Genomic DNA, 17,200 nt, shown 5'->3' with positions numbered 1-17,200 from the left:
CATCAATGATCAATTTCCGGGCATGATGTAAGGTGCTGTACAGCGGTCCGACGGCACGACCTCCGGACCAGAGATGCCGTCACGAGCCAGTCGGAGCCACGACCCGTTCCTCGACATCCGCCGCCGCCTCGCCCACATCCCCGGCCGCAACACCCGCGCCCGCCCCGGCGACACCTGCGGTTGCGGGGACATCTGCGGTTGCGGGGACGCCTGAGGTTGCAGTGATGCGTGCGTCCGCAGCCAGGTCACCGGCCACGGCGACGTCACCGGCCGCAGCGGCGTCATCGGCGACGGCAGCGTGGCCAGGTGCGGCAGCGTCACCGGCCGCAGCGTCACCGGCCACGGGCGCGTCACTGGCAGCAGTGGCGATGACGGTGGCGGTGGCACCATCGGCAGCGGTGGCGGTGGCGGTGGCACCATCGGCAGCGGTGACGGTGGCGGCAGCGTCATCAGCGGCGGCGGCCGCGGTGACGGCGATTGCCTCCATCGCCCACAGGAGGGCCTCGCCGTCGGCCGGGGCGAGGAAGTGGCTGTCGATGTACATGGTGATCGCCATCGCCTCGTCGGAGCCGTCGACGTTGAGGAACAGCGCCGACGAGGGCTCGTCCTGGGAGCCGACCCAGGCGAACTCGGTCCGCTCCGGGCGCGGCACGTCCTGCAGCGCGCCGCCGAGGCGGCGGTCGTTGATGCTGACGTCCAGGTCGAACTGCGGGCCACGGTCGGCGACCACGGCGGCGATCACCGCGTCGAGGTCGAGGCGGTTGTAGTAGGCGTGCTTGTACGCGGCGAGTGCGGCGCCCTGAGTGCGCCGCACGACCGCGGTGAAGTCGCCGGCGGTGTCGACGACGCACAGGCCGGCCTGTGAGACGGGGCAGACGACGTCGGCGAACCCGGCCCGGAAGCGGTTGCTGGACACGAGGCGCAACGGCACGACCGTGACGCCGGTGACCTGGGCGAAGGCGACGGCGAACGCGGCGAGCAGGGCCGGCGCCGGCTCGGACCCGGCACGCAGGGCCGCGACCTCGGACCCGGCACGCAGGGCCGCGACGCGCAGCGCCGCGGGCAGCGTTGTGGAGTGCAGGACGCCGGTCCAGTGTCGCGGGCTGCGCACGTCGCGGGACGGGGGGACGCGCGGGTCGGGGATGGCGCGCAGGTGGGTGTCCCAGTGTCGCAGCGCGGCCGCGTTCTGGCGTACGCCGGCGGGCAGGGCCTGGCGGCGGGCCTGTTCGAGGGCGGGGTGGCCCTGGACCGGGGCGGCGGTGCGGGCGTCGGTCTCGGCCATCATCAGCACCGCGCCGGCGCCGTCGAGCACCAGGTGCGACATGACGAGGACCGCGTACCGGCACACGCCGCCGGCCCTGACGGCGGCCATGCGGACCGGCCACTCGTCGACGTGATCGAAGGGGACCGCCAGATACCGGGCCTCGACCTGCGCCGCGACCTCCGCCGGGCCGCACTCCCCCGCACCGGCATCAAGATCGCCGATGGCCACGTCGACGATCTCGAGGTCGATCTCGCCATGGCCGTGCACGACCTGCAGGGGTGGGCCGTCAACGGACGGCACGAGGCGGGTGCGCATGCTCTCGTAGCGGCTCATGAGATACCGCAGCTCGTCGGCGACGTCCTCGACGCCGGCGCCGTCCGGCAGCGGCCGGACGCCGCCCATCGCCAGTGACTGACCGAGGGCGCTCATCTTGACCCAGATGTCCAGCTGCCCCCATGACAGCGGGCCGGAACCGGCCCCGCCGCCCTCGAACGTCACCATCATAGGGCTTACTTTAGGCCGCGAAGAAACTACCGGAAGGAGCCGATCGTCTATGTAAAGGCGAGCGTCACGGGTGGGAGCGCTCCGGCAGGCCGGCGACCTTGAGCAGCGCGTCGTCGGCGTAGCACCACACCCACTCCTCGCCCGGCTCGAACGACTGGACCAGCGGGTGGCCGCCGCTGTGGTAGTGCGCGGTGGCGTGCTTGGCCGGCGAGGAGTCGCAGCAGCCGACGTGACCGCAGGTCAGGCAGAGCCGCAGGTGCACCCAGCGGCCGCCGACGGCGAGGCAGTCCTCGCAGCCGTCCGCGCTGGGCTGGACGTCGTTGATGAGGTCGAGGTGCTCACACGGGTTGCTCACGGAGCACACCGTATCCGTTGAACGGCCGTAAGCAGACTCACCCGCACCGGGCAGTATTCGTTGAACGCGGAATCGCGTGGTTGGATTGGGGCCATGGCCAAGCCAGCGATCTTGACCGTGGACGACGATCCCGCGGTGTCCCGGGCGGTCGCCCGTGACCTCCGCAAGCAGTATGCCGAGGAATACCGCATCATCCGCGCCGACTCGGGCCAGGAGGCCCTGGACGCGCTCAAGGAGCTGAAGCTGCGCGGCGAGCAGATCGCGGTGCTGCTCGCCGACTACCGCATGCCCAACATGACCGGCCTGGAGTTCCTCGAGCACGCGATGGACCTGTTCCCCCGTGCCCGGCGCGTGCTGCTGACCGCGTACGCCGACACCGACGCCGCGATCCAGGCGATCAACGTCGTCGACCTGGACCACTACCTGCTCAAGCCGTGGCATCCGCCGGAGGAGAAGCTGTACCCGGTGATGGACTCCATGCTCGATGCGTGGAAGGCCGCGCCCGACCGGCCCATCGCCGACGTGAAGATCGTGGGGCACCGGTGGTCGGCGCCGTCGTTCAAGGTGCGTGACTTCCTCGCCCGCAACATGGTCTCCTACCGCTGGTTCACCACGGAGGACGCCGAGGGCCAGCGCCTGCTGACCGCCGCCGGGCTCACCGACGCGGACGTGCCGCTGGTCGTGACCCCCGAGGGCAAGACGATGGTCGCGCCGAGCGAGTCCGAGCTGGCGGTGCAGGTCGGCCTGACGACCACCCCGGCGTCGGACTTCTACGACCTCGTCGTCGTCGGCGGCGGACCCGCGGGGCTCGGCGCGGCGGTGTACGGCGCCTCCGAGGGCCTGCGCACGGTGCTGCTCGAGGAGCGGGCGACCGGCGGCCAGGCGGGGCAGAGCAGCCGGATCGAGAACTATCTCGGCTTCCCCGACGGCGTCTCCGGCGCGCAGCTGACCGACCGGGCCCGGCGCCAGGCGGTCAAGTTCGGCGCGGAGCTGCTCACCGCGTGCCGGGTCACCCGGCTCGCCGTGCAGGGTTCGGCCCGCGTGCTGCACTTCGAGGACGGCACGACGATCGCGGCGCACAGCGTGATCCTGGCGACCGGGGTCTCCTACCGGCGCCTCGGAGCCCCGGGCCTGGAGCAGTTCCACGGTCGCGGGGTGTACTACGGATCCGCGTCCACGGAGGCGCCGAGCTGCTCGGATCAGGACGTCTACATCGTCGGCGGGGCGAACTCGGCGGGGCAGGCGGCGATGTTCTTCAGCCGCTACGCGCGGCGGGTGCACCTGGTCATCCGGGCGCCCAACCTGGACGCGTCGATGTCGCGGTACCTCATCGAGCAGATCGCCGCGGTGCCGAGCATCGAGGTCCACCCGTGCACCGAGATCATCGGCGCGGACGGCGATCAGCACCTGGAGCGGCTGACGCTGCGCTCCGTGGACGGCGGCGCCGAGCGGACCGTGGACAGCTCGTGGCTGTTCATCTTCATCGGCGCGGAGCCGCGCACCGACTGGCTCGACGGGGTGGTGCAGCGCGACACCCGCGGTTTCGTGCTGACCGGCCTGGACGTGGAGGCCAGCGACGGCCACGCCGCGCTCGGCCGTGACCCCTATCACCTGGAGTCCAGCGTCCCCGGAGTGTTCGCCGCGGGTGATGTGCGCGCAGACTCGGTGAAGAGGGTGGCCTCCGCCGTCGGCGAGGGCGCCATGGCGGTGTCGCTGGTGCACCGGTACCTGGTGGAGGGTCAATGAGCGGTCCGGAGCGAAGCGGAGGGGCCGCTCATCATGAGCGCAGTGGGAGCTCAGGCCGGCGCCGGAGCGCAGCGGAGGTGACGGGGTGAGCCGGAAGCTCGAAGTCGCTGAGCTGCGCAAGTTGTTCCTGTTCGAGGCCCTCGACGATGACCAGCTGGCCTGGCTCGCCGAGCGCGGTGTCGCGGTGCGGTATGGCGGCGGCGACGTGGTGTACCGCGAAGGCGAGGCCGCCACCTGTTTCGTCGTGCTGCTCAACGGCATGGTGAGTCTCAGCCGTAACGTCCGCGGCGACGACATCGAGCTCAACCGCACCGACCAGGTCGGCGTCTACGGCGGCGCCACCCAGGCGTATCTCGGCGACCGCGTGCCGCAGCTCTACAACAACACCATGCACGCGATCACCGACACCGAGGTGTACGAGCTGCCCGGCGTCGAACTGGGCGCCGCGATGCGCGAGTGGTTCCCGATGGCGATGCACCTGCTCGAAGGCCTGTTCTTCGGCATGCGCAACAACAACAACGCCGCCGCCGAGCGCGAGCGTCTCCTGGCGCTGGGTGCGCTGTCGGCGGGCCTGACGCACGAGCTCAACAACCCGGCCGCGGCGGCGGTGCGGGCGACGGCCGTGCTGCGCGACCGCGTCGCCGGCATGCGCCACAAGCTCGCGATGATCGCTGACGGCCGCCTCGACGGCCAGCAGCTGCACGGCCTGGTGGAGCTGCAGGAGCGCGCGGTCAAGCTGGCGGCGAACGCGCCGAAGCGGTCCGCGCTGGAGGCCAGCGACGCCGAGGACGCCATCGGCGACTGGCTCGACGAGCGCGGCGTCAACGGCGCCTGGGACCTCGCCCCGACCCTGGTCGCCGGCGGCGTGGACGTGGCGTGGCTCGACGACGTCAAGCTCTGCGTCGGCAAGCTCGACCTGGAGCCCGCGGTGCGCTGGCTGGTGTACACGATCGAGACCGAGCTGCTCATGGGCGAGATCGACGACGCCGTGACCCGCATCTCCGGCCTGGTCAACGCCGCGAAGCAGTACTCACAGCTGGACCGCGGCCCGTTCCAGGTCGTCAACGTCCACGATCTGCTCGACGCCACCCTCATCATGCTCAACGCCAAGATCTCCAAGCAGGGCGTCCGGGTCGTCACCAACTACGACCGCGACCTGCCGCCGATCCCCGCGTACGCCGCCGAGCTCAACCAGGTGTGGACCAACCTCATCGACAACGCGGTCGCCGCCATGCACGGCTCGGGCACGCTGACGATCACCACGTCCCGCGACGGCGACTGCCTGGCGGTCGAGTTCGCCGACACCGGCTCCGGCATCCCGCCGGAGGTCCGCCCCCGCATCTTCGAGCCGTTCTTCACCACCAAGCCGGTCGGCGAGGGCACGGGCCTCGGCCTGGACATCTCGTACCGCATCGTGGTGAAGAAGCACCACGGCGACATCCGGGTCACCTCCGCCCCCGGCGACACCCGCTTCCTGGTCCTGCTCCCCCTGACCGAGGCGGCGCCGACCGCCTGAGCCGTGCTGTGCGCACCCTGCGGCGAACGGAGCTGTTCGTCGTGGCGGCCACCGCGCTGACCGGACGGCGGCGACGCTTGCCCAGGCAAGGGCGGCCCATGCGAACATGTGTTCGTGTCGGAGGTGGCCTCGATCCTGCACGCTGACCTCGACGCGTTCTACGCGTCGGTGGAGCAGCGCGACGATCCGCGCCTGCGGGGCAGGCCGGTGATCGTCGGTGGCGGGGTCGTGCTCGCGTGCAGCTACGAGGCGAAGCGGCGCGGGGTGCGCACCGCGATGGGCGGGCGGCAGGCGCGGCAGCTGTGCCCGGACGCGATCGTGGTGCCGCCGCGGATGCGGGCGTACTCGGAGGCCAGCAGGAAGGTGTTCGAGGTGTTCCGGGACACGACGCCGGTCGTGGAGGGGATCTCGATCGACGAGGCGTTCCTGGACGTGCGGGGGCTGTGGCGGATCGCCGGGACGCCGCGGCGGATCGCCGAGCGGCTGCGGGCCGAGGTGCTGCGCACGGTCGGGCTGCCGATCACGGTCGGTGTGGCGAGGACGAAGTTCCTGGCGAAGGTGGCCAGCGGGGTCGCCAAACCCGACGGGCTGCTGGTTGTGGAGCCCGCCGACGAGCTGACGTTCCTGCACGCGCTGCCGGTCGAGCGGCTCTGGGGCGTCGGCGTGGTCACCGCGGGCAAGCTGCACGCGCACCGGGTGACGACCGTCGGTCAGGTCGCCCGGCTCGGCGAGGCGACTCTGGTCTCGATGCTCGGCGAGGGCTCCGGGCGGCACCTGCACGCGCTGGCGCACAACCGGGATCCGCGGCCGGTGCAGGTCGGGCGGCGGCGCCGGTCGATGGGTGCGCAGCGGGCCCTGGGGCGCGGGCCGCACCCGCCGGCGTTCGTCGAGGCGGTCCTGGCGGAGCTGGTCGACCGGGTCTGCCGCCGGTTGCGCTCCGCCGATCGGGGCGGCCGCACGGTGGTGCTGCGGCTGCGGTTCGCCGACTTCACGAAGGTCACCCGCTCGCACACCCTGGCGAAGGAGACGTGGCACACCACGACGATTCTCGACGCGGTACACCGGCTGCACCGGCAATCAGGGGATCTCATCGCGACGCGAGGGCTGACGCTCATCGGCATCGCCGTGGCCAACCTCGACGGCGACGGCGCCGTGCAACTCGAGCTGCCGCTGCGGGCGCACACCGGTGGCGAGCTGGATGCGGCGATGGATCAGGTCCGGGACCGGTTCGGCTCGGCGGCGCTCACCCGGGCGTCGCTGCTGGGCCGGCAGCAGGGGCCCACAACTCCCCTGCTGCCGGACTGAGAAAGGCTTGAGTGCGATGCGGAGCGTCGCATGGGGGGTGTGGGGTGGGACCCCCCACGAAACCGCAGGCGCCGGCCCCGGAGCTAGGAACTGCGCAGCGTGCGGATGGTGTCGCGGTACCAGAGGGCGGACTGCTTCGGGGTGCGCTCCTGCGTGTCGTAGTCGACGTAGACGATGCCGAAGCGCTTGTCGTAGCCGTAGGCCCACTCGAAGTTGTCCATGAGCGACCACGCGAAGTAGCCGCGGATGTCGGCGCCCTGCTGGCGGGCCAGGGCGACCGCGCCGATGTGGGAGTCGAAGTAGGCGACCCGGTCGTCGTCGCGCACGAAGCCGGTCTCGTCGGGCTCGTCGTGGAAAGCGGAGCCGTTCTCGGTGACGAAGATCGGCAGCCGGTAGTCCTCCCAGAGGCGCACGAGCAGCTGGGTGAAGCCCTCGGGGACGATCTCCCAGCCCATCGCGGTGATCGGGCGGCCGGTCGGGATGGGGCGGCTGACGGGCAGGCCGGTGGCGTCGTGGGTGTTGCCGTCCTCGTCGACGCCGGAGACGGTCTCGCTGAAGTAGTAGTTGACGCCGAGGACGTCGATGGGGGTCTTGATGACCTCGAGGTCGCCGTCCTGGACGGGCAGCTCGATGCCCTGCGCGGCGAGGTCGGCCACCAGGTCCGCCGGGTACCGGCCGTGCACCAGCGGGTCCAGGTAGATGCGGGTGCTGAGCGCGTCGCTGCGGCGGGCCGCGTCGCGGTCGGCGGCGCTGTCGGTCTCGGGGGTGCTGACGCCCATGTTGAGCGTGATGCCGAACTCGTGCTGCTCGCCGGCGGCCTCCTTCATGCGCTGGGTCGCGAGGCCGTGACCGAGCAGGAGGTGGTGCACCGCGTGCATGCTGGCGGCGAAGTCGCGCCGGCCCGGGGCGTGCACGCCGTAGGCGTAGCCGAGCATCGCCGAGCACCACGGCTCGTTGAGCGTCGTCCAGGTCTTGACGCGGTCCTTGAGGGCGTCGAAGACGAGCATGCTGTAGTCCGCGAAGCGGTAGGCGGTGTCGCGGGCCGGCCAGCCGCCGGCGTCCTCCAGCTCCTGCGGCAGGTCCCAGTGGTACAGGGTGATCCACGGCTCGACGCCGTTGGCCAGCAGCTCGTCGGTGAGCCGGTCGTAGAAGCCGAGTCCGGCCGGGTTCACCGGGCCGCGGCCGCGGGGTTGGACCCGCGGCCACGCCACGGAGAAGCGGTACAGGTCGACACCGAGGTCACGGATCAGCGCGACGTCCTGCGGCATGCGGTGGTAGTGGTCGCACGCGATCTCGCCGGTGTCGCCCTTGTCGATCGCGTCGGGCACCTCGCAGAACGTGTCCCAGATGGACCGGGTCCGCCCGTCCTCGTCGACCGCGCCCTCGATCTGGTAGGCCGAGGTCGCCACTCCCCAACGGAAGGAAGGCGGGAGTGTGGCGATCGGATTCTGCACATCGAGGGGTGTCGCGGTCGTGTCCATGGTTCTCCTGTTTTCAGTTACTGGGACGTTGTGCCATGGGCTGGCTCAACCGGCGGTGACCGGATGCAGCCAGCAGGCAACGGTGCGGGGCTCACCGACGTGATCGTCGGGCTTGCCCAGGATCGGCAGGTCGGTCGCGCACGGCTCGAACGCCTTCGGGCAGCGCGGGTGGAACGAGCAGCCGGTCGGCATGCCGCGCAGGTCGGGCGGCGAGCCGGGGATGCCGGTCAGCTCCCGGCGGGCGCCGCGCAGCGCCGGGAACGACCGCAGCAGACCCTCGCTGTAGGGGTGCTTCGGGTCGCGGTAGATCGCCGAGGAGGGGGCCTCCTCCACGATCCGCCCGCCGTACATGATCGCGATCCGGTCGGAGAACTCGACCAGCAGGGACAGGTCGTGCGTGATGAACAGGACCGAGAAGCCCAGCCGCTCGCGCAGCTCGACGAGCTGGCCGAGGATCTGCCGCTGCATGACCACGTCCAGGGCTGTCGTCGGCTCGTCCATGATGACCAGCTGCGGCTCCAGCGCGAGCGCCATGCCGATCATGACGCGCTGGCGCATGCCGCCGGACAGCTGGTGCGGGTACGCCTCGAGCCGGTCCTCGGCGATGCCGACGAGGCGCAGCAGCTCCTTGGCCCGTGCCAGCCGGCTGGCCTTCGTGGAGGTGGGCTCGTGCGCCCTGATGGCGTCCATGAGCTGGACGGAGACCTTGTGCACCGGGTTGAGCGAGTTCATCGCGCCCTGGAACACGATCGAGGTCTCCGCCCACCGGTACTTGCGCAGCTCGTTGTGGGAGAGGTTGAGCACGTCGTACGGCTCGCCGGTCGGCGGGTGGTAGACGACCGAGCCGTTGGACACGACGCCGGGCGGCGGGAGCAGCCGGGTGACGCCGTAGGCGAGGGTCGACTTGCCGCTGCCGCTCTCCCCGGCGAGGCCGACGACCTCGCCGCGGTGGATGGTGAGGCTCACGTCGCGGACGGCCTGGACCGACTCCTCGCCGAGACCGTAGTCGACGTCGAGGTTCTTGATCTCCAGCAGCGGCCGGGTCAGGACTTGGGTCATCGCTTCGCTCCATCGGTGCCGGTGCTGTGACCCTCGGTCGCGACGTAGTCGGCGTCGCCGGCGCTGCCGGCGCGGCCGTTGCTCCCGGACGGGTGCTTGATCTCGATCTCGGGGGTGGTCTCGACGCGGCCGCGGATGACGGGGGTGAACCCGACCCGCATGGGGACCTTGTCGCCGTTGGGGGCCCGCCGCGAGCCGGCGCCGGCGGTGCGCAGCCGGGGGCTGACGAACTCGTCGATGCCGAAGTTGATCAGGCTCAGCGCGGTGCCGAGGAACGCGATGGCCAGACCGGCCGGCACGAACCACCACCAGGCGCCCTGCGCGAGGGCCTGCTGGCCCTGCGCCCAGAACAGGATCGTGCCCCAGTTCCAGGTGGAGACCGACGAGATGCCGATGAAGGCGAGCGTGATCTCGGACAGCACGGCGAAGATGACGGTGCCGACGAAGCTGGACGCGATGATCGCGGTCAGGTTCGGCAGGATCTCGAACAGCACGATCCGCCAGGTCTGCTCGCCGGTCGCCCTGGCCGCCTCGACGTAGTCGCGCCGTCGCAGCGAGAGTGTCTGGGCTCTCAGGACCCGGGCGCCGTACGCCCACGACGTACACCCGATGACCAGCGCGACGACGAGGTCGCCGGCGTTGGTGATCGTCGAGGTGACGATGATGATCAGCGGCAGCGCCGGGATGACCAGGAAGACGTTGGACACCGCCGACAGGCTCTCGTCGGCGGCGCCGCCCAGGTAGCCGGAGGTGACGCCGATGAGCACGGACAGGATCGTGGCGACGATGCCGGCGATGAAGCCGACCAGCACGACGCCGCGGGCACCGACGAGGATCTGGCTGAAGATGTCCTTGCCGAGGTGGTCCGTGCCGAACCAGTGGGAGCCCGACGGCGACTGCAGCTTGTCCGCGGTGATCAGGTCCGGGTCGTACGGGGAGATCCACGGGCCGATGATGGCGATCAGCACGTAGATGCCCAGGACGATGAGGCCGGTCGCGGCCTTGCCGTTGGCGACGAACCGAAACCGCTTGCGCTTCGCCTTTGACGCCGGCTTTACGCTCGGCTGCGCCATCGAGCCCTGGCCGGGGATCACCTGCTCGATGCTGGAGGGGGTGACGGTCATCTCAACCACTCTTTCGGGTGCGCGGGTCGAGCAGCAGGTAGGCCACGTCGGCCAGCAGGTTGGCCACCAGCACCGAGATCGTGATGACCAGGAAGATGCCCTGCATCAGCGGGTAGTCGTACGCCTGGACGCCCTGGAAGAGCTGGTAGCCCACGCCCGGGTAGGAGAACACGATCTCCACCAGCAGGGTGCCGCCGACGATGAAGCCCAGCGACAGTGCGAACCCGGACACGTTGGGCAGCAGCGCGTTGCGGGCCGCGTAGCTGAAGGCGACCCGCTTGTCGGACAGGCCCTTGGCGTGCGCGACGGTGACGTAGTCCTCCGAGGCGACGGTGACCATCATGTTGCGCATGCCGAGCACCCAGCCGCTCATCGAGGAGATGAGGATCGTCGCCGCCGGCAGGAGGCTGTGGTTGATCGCGCTGCCGATGAAGTACTGGTCCCAGGCCGGCACCAGGCCGGGGGTGAAGCCGCCGGAGGACGGGAACCAGCTGCCCGGTCCGGCCAGCACCGCGATCGCGACGAGGCCGAGCCAGAAGTAGGGCACCGAGGACAGGAACGTGGTGGCCGGCAGCAGGCTGTCGATCCAGGAGCCGCGCTTCCATCCGGCGCCGACGCCGAGCGCGGTGCCGATGAGGAAGCTGAGGATCGTGGTGATGCCCACCAGGCCGACCGTCCACGGCAGGCTCTGGCTGATCACCTCCGACACCGAGGTCGGGAAGAACGTGAAGGACAGGCCGAGGTCGCCGTGCAGCAGCTGCTTCCAGTAGTTGATGTACTGGTCCCACAGGCTCTGGTCCTTGTCCAGACCGAACAGCACCGTGAGGGAGTGGATCGCGTCGCTGGACAGCCGGCCCTGGTTCTTGGAGATCAGCGAGCTGACCGGGTCGCCGGGCATGACCCGCGGGATGAAGAAGTTGAGGGTGATCGCCGCCCACAGCGTGAAGGTGTAGAAGGCGAAGCGTTGCAGCAGGAACTTCATCGTGCCTCCTCCGTCAGCGTCAGGGCCGGCGGGGTGGGAATGGCGGAAACGCCCTCGGCGGCGGAGCCGATGCCTTCTTTGGTGACGGTCTCCGCGTCGTACAGCCAGCAGGCCGCCCAGTGCCCGTCGCGGTCGCCGATCTCCAGCCGGGGCGGCAGGTCGACCTTGCAGCGGGGCATGACGTGCGGACAGCGCGGGTTGAACCGGCAGCCGGCCGGCGGCCGGATCAGGCTCGGCGGCTCGCCGTTGCCGCGGTCCAGGCGGGTCGGGTCGGCGATGCCCTCGATGCGGTCCGGGTCGGGTGCGGACTCGATCAGCAGCCGCGTGTAGGGGTGCGCGGGGTTCTGCGTGACGGTCTCGCTGTCGCCGCCCTCGACCATGCGGCCGGCGTACATGACCATGGTCTCGTCGGCGAAGTAGCGCGCCGAGGCGATGTCGTGCGTGATGTACAGGATGGCGAGGTTGAGCCGCTCCTTGAGATCCCGCAGCAGGTTCAGGATGCCCAGACGGATCGACACGTCGAGCATGGAGACCGGCTCGTCGGCGAGCAGGGCCTCCGGGTCGGCGCCCAGCGCCCGGGCGATGGCGACGCGCTGGCGCTGGCCGCCGGACAGCTCGTGCGGGAACTTGTCCACGTAGCGCTCGGGCGGGGTGAGGCTGACCCGGTTGAGCAGGTTGGCCAGGGCCGCCTCGAGGTCGGCAGGGGTCTTGCCCGCGTTGCCGTGGATGCGCAGCGAGCGGGTCAGGTGGTAGCGCACCGTGTGGACCGGGTTGAGCGAACCGAACGGGTCCTGGAAGATGAGCTGCACCCGCTTGACGTAGGTGCGGAACCGGCGTCCGCCATGCACCTTGGTCGACGTGCCGTGCAGCAGGATGTCGCCGCCGGTGCGCGGGTAGAGCTGCGCGAGCAGGCGGGCGACCGTGGACTTGCCGGAGCCGGACTCGCCGACCAGTGCCGTGACTCTGCCCCGTCGCAGAGTGAGGTTGACGTCGTCCACCGCGTGGACGGCTGCCTTGGTGCCGGAGAAAAGATCACTCAGCCGCCTGCGGACGGGGAAATGCTTGGTCAGGCCGACGGCCTCCAGCACCACCTCGCCGACCGGCGCCGTCGTGCTTTCGCTCAACGTCATGCCGATGTTCCTGTCTTGGGGTGTGGGTCACGGGGTGCCGCTCCCCGGGTGACCCTCGCGGGCCACCCGGGGAGCGGTGTCACTTGCGACCGGTCAGGAGGCCGGCTTGAGGTGCAGGATCACGTCGAGCGCGTTGGCCTGGGTGGGCTGGGCGGCGCCGTAGGGGTTGGCGTCGTCCGGCCAGCCGGTCCACTGCTTCGTGGAGTAGGCCCCACCGACATTGTCGGCGCCGACGGGGATCATCGGCATCTGCTCCACGAAGATCTTCTGCAGGGTGTTCATCGCCGTGACGCGGACCGCGTCGTCGGTCGCCGACTGGTAGTCACGCAGCGCCTTGGTGGCCTCGGGGTTGTTGAAGCGCCCGAAGTTACCGGCGGGGCTGGGGGTGCCGATCGGCTTGAGCAGGTCGCCGTCCATGATCGTCTGGTAGATGTCGTACGGCGTGTTGCCGCCGTTGGTCCACCGGAAGCCCGCGTCGAACTGACCGGCCTCGACGTTCTTGAACCACGCGTCCTGGTTGGCCTTCTCGACCGTGGCCTCGATGCCGATCTTCGCGAGGTTGGACTTCACGATCTCGAGCGAGGTCTGGTAGTCCGACCAGCCGGCGGGGTCGGTCAGCGTGAGCGTGACAGCCTTGCCGGTCTTGTCCTTCAGGGTGGTGCCCTCGTACTTGTAGCCGGCACCGGTCAGCAGCGCCTTGGCGCCCTCGATGTCGATCTTGTAGTCCTTGCCCCTGAACTCCGGCGCGAGGAACGCGTCGCCGGCGGGGCTGGGCAGACCGGTCACGCTCTTGACCAGCGGGTGGAAGTAGCCGGCCTCGGCCGTGTTGAAGATGTCGTCACGGTCGATGACCATGCTCATGGCCACGCGCAGGTTCTTGTCGTCGAACGGCGCCTTGGTGGTGTTGATGTACAGGCCGTGGATGCCCAGGACCGGCGGCGCCCAGATCTTGTGGTGCGCGGCGTCCTTGTCGATGAAGACCGTCTTCACGTTGGGGATGAAGACGAAGCTCCACTCCGACTCACCGTTGGCAAGCGCGGTGGTCTGCGCGTTGTTGTCGGTGTAGGAGGTGTACCGCAGCTCCTTGACCGCCGGCAGCGTCTGCCAGTAGCCCTTGTCCTTGACCGTCAGCGTGGCGGTCTGCGGGGTGAACGACTTGAGCTTGTAGGGGCCCGAACCGATCGGGTCCTTCGCGAGCTCGGTCTTCGGGTCCGACACCTTCTCCCAGATGTGCTTGGGAACGATCGGCACCTGGGCGATGGCCTTGTGCTGGCTGACGAACTGCGGGTTCTTGAACGTGATCGTCACGTCCGAGCCGCTGACCGTCGCGTCGCTGATCGTCAGACCACCGGTGTTGAGCGCGTCGTTGTCGCGGACCAGCTTGTAGGTGAACGCGACGTCGTCGGCGGTGACCTTCTGGCCGTCGGTCCACTCCGCGTTGTCACGGATGCTGACCTTGACCGACGTGTAGTCCTTGGACCACTCGGCCTTGGTGGCGAGCCACGGCTTCATCGGGTCGGCCGGCTTGACCGGGTTCCACATCATCAGCGGCTCGTACAGCGCCCACTTGTAGCCGGACTTCGACGAGGCCGAGGTGCTGAGGAACGGGTTCTGGTTCTCGGTCTGCGGGCCGTTCGGCATGCCGACGTTGAGGATCGTCGGGCCCTCCGACTTGGCCTTCTCGTTCGGCGATTCGCCGCACGCGGCGAGGGCGCCGGTGGCGAGCAACCCAGCGAGGCCGAGCACAACGGAGCGTCTGGTATGCACGGGGGTGTCTCCTTACGTACCTGGATCGACAGGTGGGGCGGGCATTCGGGGTATGACGACGGGGCCTTCTTGCGGCAGGTCCCGCCCTTTGGTGCGGTGTCGGTGGCGCTGGTGCTACAGGTGGTGACCGGTGGTGCGCTCGGGCTGCGCCGGCGCGGTCGAGGACCGCACGACGAGCGTGGTGGACAGGATGTTGGGCTCACTCGTCAACGGCGTGCCGTCGAAGTGTGCGATGAGCCGCCGGGCCGCCATCTCGCCCATCTGCCGCATCGGCTGGCGGATGGTCGTGAGTGGGGGCTCGGTGTGCGCGGCGTGGAGGATGTCGTCGAAGCCCACGAGGGCGACATCTCCGGGCACCGTGCGGCCCGCGTGACGCAGCGCCTGGAGGGCACCGGCGGCGGACAGGTCGTTGTGGGCGAAGACGGCGTCGAACTCGAGGCCCAGACCCAGCGCGCGCTGGATCGCCTGGGCGCCGCAGTCGTACGTGAAGTCGCCCTCCATCACATAACGGGGATCGACCGGGGTGCCGGCGGCATCGAAGACGTCCGCGAAGCCTCGGAGCCGGTCCTGTGTGCAGCCGAACTTCTCCGGGCCGGTGATCACCAAGGGGTGCCGCCGGCCGATCTCGACGAGGTGCCGCGCCGCCAGTGCCCCGCCGGCCCGGTTGGTGGTCCCGACCGACGGCATGAGCGGCTTGTCGCCGCGGTCGTCGATGAGCACCACCGGCAGGCCGCCGGCGTACAGGTCGGCGAGGTAGTCCAGGGTGCCCTCCGGCTCGATCGCCAGCAGGCCGTCGAAGGCCTTGCCGGAGACCTGCGCGGAGAACTGCCGCATCGACTCGGCGCCACGGTTGCACGTGAACAGCAGCAACCCGTAGCCCTCCGCCTCGACGACATCAACCGCTCCCTGCACGATCTCGCCCATCCACGGCCAGATCAGCGACGGCACCAGCATCCCGATGACCCGGGTGTGCCCACGGGCGAGGTTGACCGCCCGCGCGCTGGGCGTGTAGCCCAGCTCGTCGATGACCCTCCGCACCCGTGCCGCGGTCGACTCGTCGACCTCTCCTTTGCCGTTGAGCACCCGCGAGACGGTGGTCTTGCTGACCCCGGCACGGGACGCGACATCGGCGATGGTGATCGGCACGTCGCGATCCTCTCTGTGAGAGCGCTTTCTGGCAAGAGAGCGTTTTCTGGAACCGGTTCCGCAACCGGTTCCGGCACACTAAATCCGATTGCGGACTGTGGTGTCAATAACACGGTGGTAACGAAAGTTAACGTCCGGGAAAACCTTGCCAAGGGCTCGCGCCGTGGTGTTTGCTCGGCAGCACGTCGATGCGCCGGCGGTCGCGACGCCGCTGGAGGCTGTCCGCGAAAGCGCTCTACCGACCGGGCAGGCGGATGACCGTGCCGTCGCTCAGCGCGTGCTGCTTGACGACCAGCACGTCGAAGCTGAGCCCCTTCGGCACATCGAAGACGAGCGTGCCGGTGACCGGTCTGCCCGCCTTGATCTCGCCGTACAGCGGACGGGTGGCCTCGTTGTAGAGCCACGACCAGTCGTCCGGTTTGTGGTCGTTGCCGTCGGTGTCGCGCAGCCGCTGCGAGCCCTGCCAGATGTAGGTGCCGCCGCTGCCCAGGTTCTCCACCTGGATCTGCACCAGGCAGAACTCGCCCTTCGCCTGCTTCACCAGGGGCAGCTTGCCGATCTGCGCCACGCCGCAGCTGAAGTCCTTGACGGTGAAGCGGATCCCGCCGTCGGTCGCCACCGGGCTCGGCTTCTTCGACGGCGCCCTGCTGGCCGGCGCCGCGGTGCTGGGACCGGCCTGCGGGTCCCCGGAGCCGGCCGAGTCGGCGAGCCGGAACACGCCCCAGAGGCAGCCCAGCACGATGAGCACCGCCACGACCGCGCTCACCGCGCGGCCGAACCTGGCCGGCAGCCGGCGCGGCGGCGGGGGCACCGGCGGCAGCGGCATCCGCGGGCCGCGGGCGCCCGCATACTGGGACGTCCCGAAGCCACCGGGGACGCCGCCGGCCGGATCGAGCATCGTCGGGCTCACCGGCACCGGCGAAACGGGCATCCCGGCCACCTGCGCGCCGTGCACGGCCGTCGGCGAGACCGGCATGACGGACGCGGCACCCGGCGCGAAGCGGGCCGGGCCGCGGCCCGCGTGCGGCCGCCCCGCGCACCGCCGCGGTGGCGTGCCCGGGCCCGCCAGGACCGCCGGAGCGCCGCGGACCGGCGCGGGGTGAGGTCACGTGCACCGCGGCGGGGTCGTCGTCGCCGACGAGCGCGAGGAGGACCTGGCGGGCCGTCGGCCGGGCGGCCGGGTCGTCCCGCAGCGCCCGCGCGACGACCTCGGCGAGCCCTGGGTCCAGCCCCGGCGGCACCGACCCGGCCGGCTTGACGCCGGTGCCGGCCCAGGCGACGAGGATGCCCCACGCGTACACGTCGGAGGCCTGGCTCGGCGGGGCGCCCCGCTCCTGCTCGGGTGCCAGCCACCCAGGGGTGCCGAACAGCTGCCCGACGGGGCCCGAGTGCCCCAGCAGGCGGGCCACGCCGAAGTCGATGACCTTCGGGCCGAACGGCGACAGCAGCACGTTGCGGGGGCTGAGGTCGGCGTGCACGAGCCCGACGGCGTGGATCGCGGTGAGCGCCGCGGCGACCCCGACGGCGACCGCCTCCACCTGCCCCGCGAGGGGGCCGTTGACGGTCGTGTAGTCGTGCAGGGACGGCCCGGAGACGTACTCCGTCACCAGGTGCGGCACCGGGCCGTCCAGCGCCACGTCGAGCACCCGCGCGGTGCAGAAGCCGGCGACCCGCGACGCGGCGGCGGCCTCGGCCGCGAAGCGCTGCCGGAAATGCGGGTCGCCGTGCCAGACCGGATTGATGACCTTGAGCGCGACCCGGCGGTCGTCGGGGCCGGCGGCGAGATAGACGGTGCCCATGCCGCCGACGCCGAGCACGCCG

At 70.5% G+C, this 17,200-nt stretch carries 14 protein-coding genes and 1 pseudogene; 4 read left to right on the top strand and 11 right to left on the bottom strand.

Annotated features, from left to right (window positions below):
- Window positions 1-79: 79 nt before the first annotated feature.
- Both OHA72_RS32205 and OHA72_RS32200 read right to left on the bottom strand, forming a co-directional pair.
- Window positions 80-1,768, bottom strand: coding sequence for a condensation domain-containing protein (locus OHA72_RS32205; RefSeq protein ID WP_326999785.1), 1,689 nt, complete (start codon window positions 1,766-1,768; stop codon window positions 80-82).
- 64 nt (window positions 1,769-1,832) lie between these two features.
- On the bottom strand, window positions 1,833-2,123 hold the full coding sequence (locus OHA72_RS32200) for a UBP-type zinc finger domain-containing protein (RefSeq protein WP_326999784.1): 291 nt from the start codon (window positions 2,121-2,123) through the stop codon (window positions 1,833-1,835).
- 93 nt (window positions 2,124-2,216) lie between these two features.
- Here OHA72_RS32200 and OHA72_RS32195 point away from each other — a divergent pair, with 93 nt between their 5' ends.
- From OHA72_RS32195 to dinB, 3 genes are all read left to right on the top strand, one after another.
- A complete protein-coding gene (locus OHA72_RS32195; RefSeq protein WP_326999783.1) occupies window positions 2,217-3,869 on the top strand; it encodes an NAD(P)/FAD-dependent oxidoreductase in 1,653 nt (550 codons plus the stop codon).
- Window positions 3,870-3,954: 85 nt separating this feature from the next.
- Complete coding sequence (locus OHA72_RS32190) at window positions 3,955-5,385, top strand: ATP-binding protein (protein WP_326999782.1); 1,431 nt, start codon at window positions 3,955-3,957, stop codon at window positions 5,383-5,385.
- Between the two features lie 114 nt (window positions 5,386-5,499).
- Window positions 5,500-6,690, top strand: a complete 1,191-nt coding sequence (gene dinB / locus OHA72_RS32185; RefSeq protein ID WP_326999781.1) for a DNA polymerase IV — start codon at window positions 5,500-5,502, stop codon at window positions 6,688-6,690.
- Between the two features lie 83 nt (window positions 6,691-6,773).
- Here dinB and OHA72_RS32180 read toward each other — a convergent pair whose 3' ends face one another.
- The 8 genes from OHA72_RS32180 to OHA72_RS32145 all read right to left on the bottom strand — a co-directional run bounded on the left by OHA72_RS32180 (window position 6,774) and on the right by OHA72_RS32145 (window position 16,145).
- Window positions 6,774-8,171, bottom strand: coding sequence for a GH1 family beta-glucosidase (locus OHA72_RS32180; RefSeq protein WP_326999780.1), 1,398 nt, complete (start codon window positions 8,169-8,171; stop codon window positions 6,774-6,776).
- Window positions 8,172-8,216: 45 nt separating this feature from the next.
- The gene (locus tag OHA72_RS32175) at window positions 8,217-9,230 is read right to left on the bottom strand and encodes an ABC transporter ATP-binding protein (RefSeq protein ID WP_442788365.1); all 1,014 of its coding nucleotides are present in this window, start codon (window positions 9,228-9,230) and stop codon (window positions 8,217-8,219) included.
- Window positions 9,227-10,354: an ABC transporter permease gene (locus OHA72_RS32170; RefSeq protein WP_326999779.1), complete on the bottom strand. Its 1,128-nt coding sequence runs from the start codon at window positions 10,352-10,354 to the stop codon at window positions 9,227-9,229. Before OHA72_RS32170 ends, OHA72_RS32175 begins: the two co-directional genes overlap by 4 nt.
- A gap of 1 nt (window position 10,355) precedes the next feature.
- Window positions 10,356-11,336 (bottom strand): ABC transporter permease, encoded by a 981-nt coding sequence (locus OHA72_RS32165; protein WP_326999778.1) that lies wholly within the window; start codon window positions 11,334-11,336, stop codon window positions 10,356-10,358.
- Window positions 11,333-12,466, bottom strand: a complete 1,134-nt coding sequence (locus tag OHA72_RS32160) for an ABC transporter ATP-binding protein (RefSeq protein WP_326999777.1) — start codon at window positions 12,464-12,466, stop codon at window positions 11,333-11,335. Before OHA72_RS32160 ends, OHA72_RS32165 begins: the two co-directional genes overlap by 4 nt.
- 93 nt (window positions 12,467-12,559) lie before the next feature.
- A complete protein-coding gene (locus OHA72_RS32155; protein WP_326999776.1) occupies window positions 12,560-14,233 on the bottom strand; it encodes an ABC transporter substrate-binding protein in 1,674 nt (557 codons plus the stop codon).
- A gap of 114 nt (window positions 14,234-14,347) precedes the next feature.
- A complete protein-coding gene (locus OHA72_RS32150; protein WP_326999775.1) occupies window positions 14,348-15,379 on the bottom strand; it encodes a LacI family DNA-binding transcriptional regulator in 1,032 nt (343 codons plus the stop codon).
- Between the two features lie 235 nt (window positions 15,380-15,614).
- On the bottom strand, window positions 15,615-16,145 hold the full coding sequence (locus OHA72_RS32145) for a DUF4352 domain-containing protein (RefSeq protein WP_326999774.1): 531 nt from the start codon (window positions 16,143-16,145) through the stop codon (window positions 15,615-15,617).
- Here OHA72_RS32145 and OHA72_RS32140 point away from each other — a divergent pair.
- On the top strand, window positions 16,120-16,482 hold the full coding sequence (locus OHA72_RS32140) for a hypothetical protein (protein ID WP_326999773.1): 363 nt from the start codon (window positions 16,120-16,122) through the stop codon (window positions 16,480-16,482). The genes OHA72_RS32145 and OHA72_RS32140 overlap by 26 nt on opposite strands.
- A 207-nt stretch (window positions 16,483-16,689) precedes the next feature.
- On the opposite strand, the pseudogene OHA72_RS64960 reads toward OHA72_RS32140, so the two are convergent.
- Window positions 16,690-17,178 (bottom strand): annotated as a pseudogene (locus OHA72_RS64960) (protein kinase domain-containing protein); the annotation flags it as partial.
- Window positions 17,179-17,200 lie beyond the last annotated feature (22 nt).

This window comes from Dactylosporangium sp. NBC_01737 (assembly GCF_035963215.1).
GTDB lineage: Bacteria > Actinomycetota > Actinomycetes > Mycobacteriales > Micromonosporaceae > Dactylosporangium.
Note: the sequence above shows the minus strand (reverse complement) of the source record. Positions and strands in the feature narration are given on the sequence as shown.

Bases quoted from the DNA above. Each gene is read 5' to 3' on its own strand.
- OHA72_RS32205 (WP_326999785.1), bottom strand. From the start codon at position 1,768: ATGATGGTGACGTTCGAGGGCGGCGGGGCCGGTTCCGGCCCGCTGTCA.
- OHA72_RS32195 (WP_326999783.1), top strand. From the start codon at position 2,217: ATGGCCAAGCCAGCGATCTTGACCGTGGACGACGATCCCGCGGTGTCC.
- OHA72_RS32180 (WP_326999780.1), bottom strand. From the start codon at position 8,171: ATGGACACGACCGCGACACCCCTCGATGTGCAGAATCCGATCGCCACA.
- OHA72_RS32175 (WP_442788365.1), bottom strand. From the start codon at position 9,230: ATGACCCAAGTCCTGACCCGGCCGCTGCTGGAGATCAAGAACCTCGAC.
- OHA72_RS32170 (WP_326999779.1), bottom strand. From the start codon at position 10,354: ATGACCGTCACCCCCTCCAGCATCGAGCAGGTGATCCCCGGCCAGGGC.
- OHA72_RS32165 (WP_326999778.1), bottom strand. From the start codon at position 11,336: ATGAAGTTCCTGCTGCAACGCTTCGCCTTCTACACCTTCACGCTGTGG.
- OHA72_RS32160 (WP_326999777.1), bottom strand. From the start codon at position 12,466: ATGACGTTGAGCGAAAGCACGACGGCGCCGGTCGGCGAGGTGGTGCTG.
- OHA72_RS32140 (WP_326999773.1), top strand. From the start codon at position 16,120: ATGAGCACCGCCACGACCGCGCTCACCGCGCGGCCGAACCTGGCCGGC.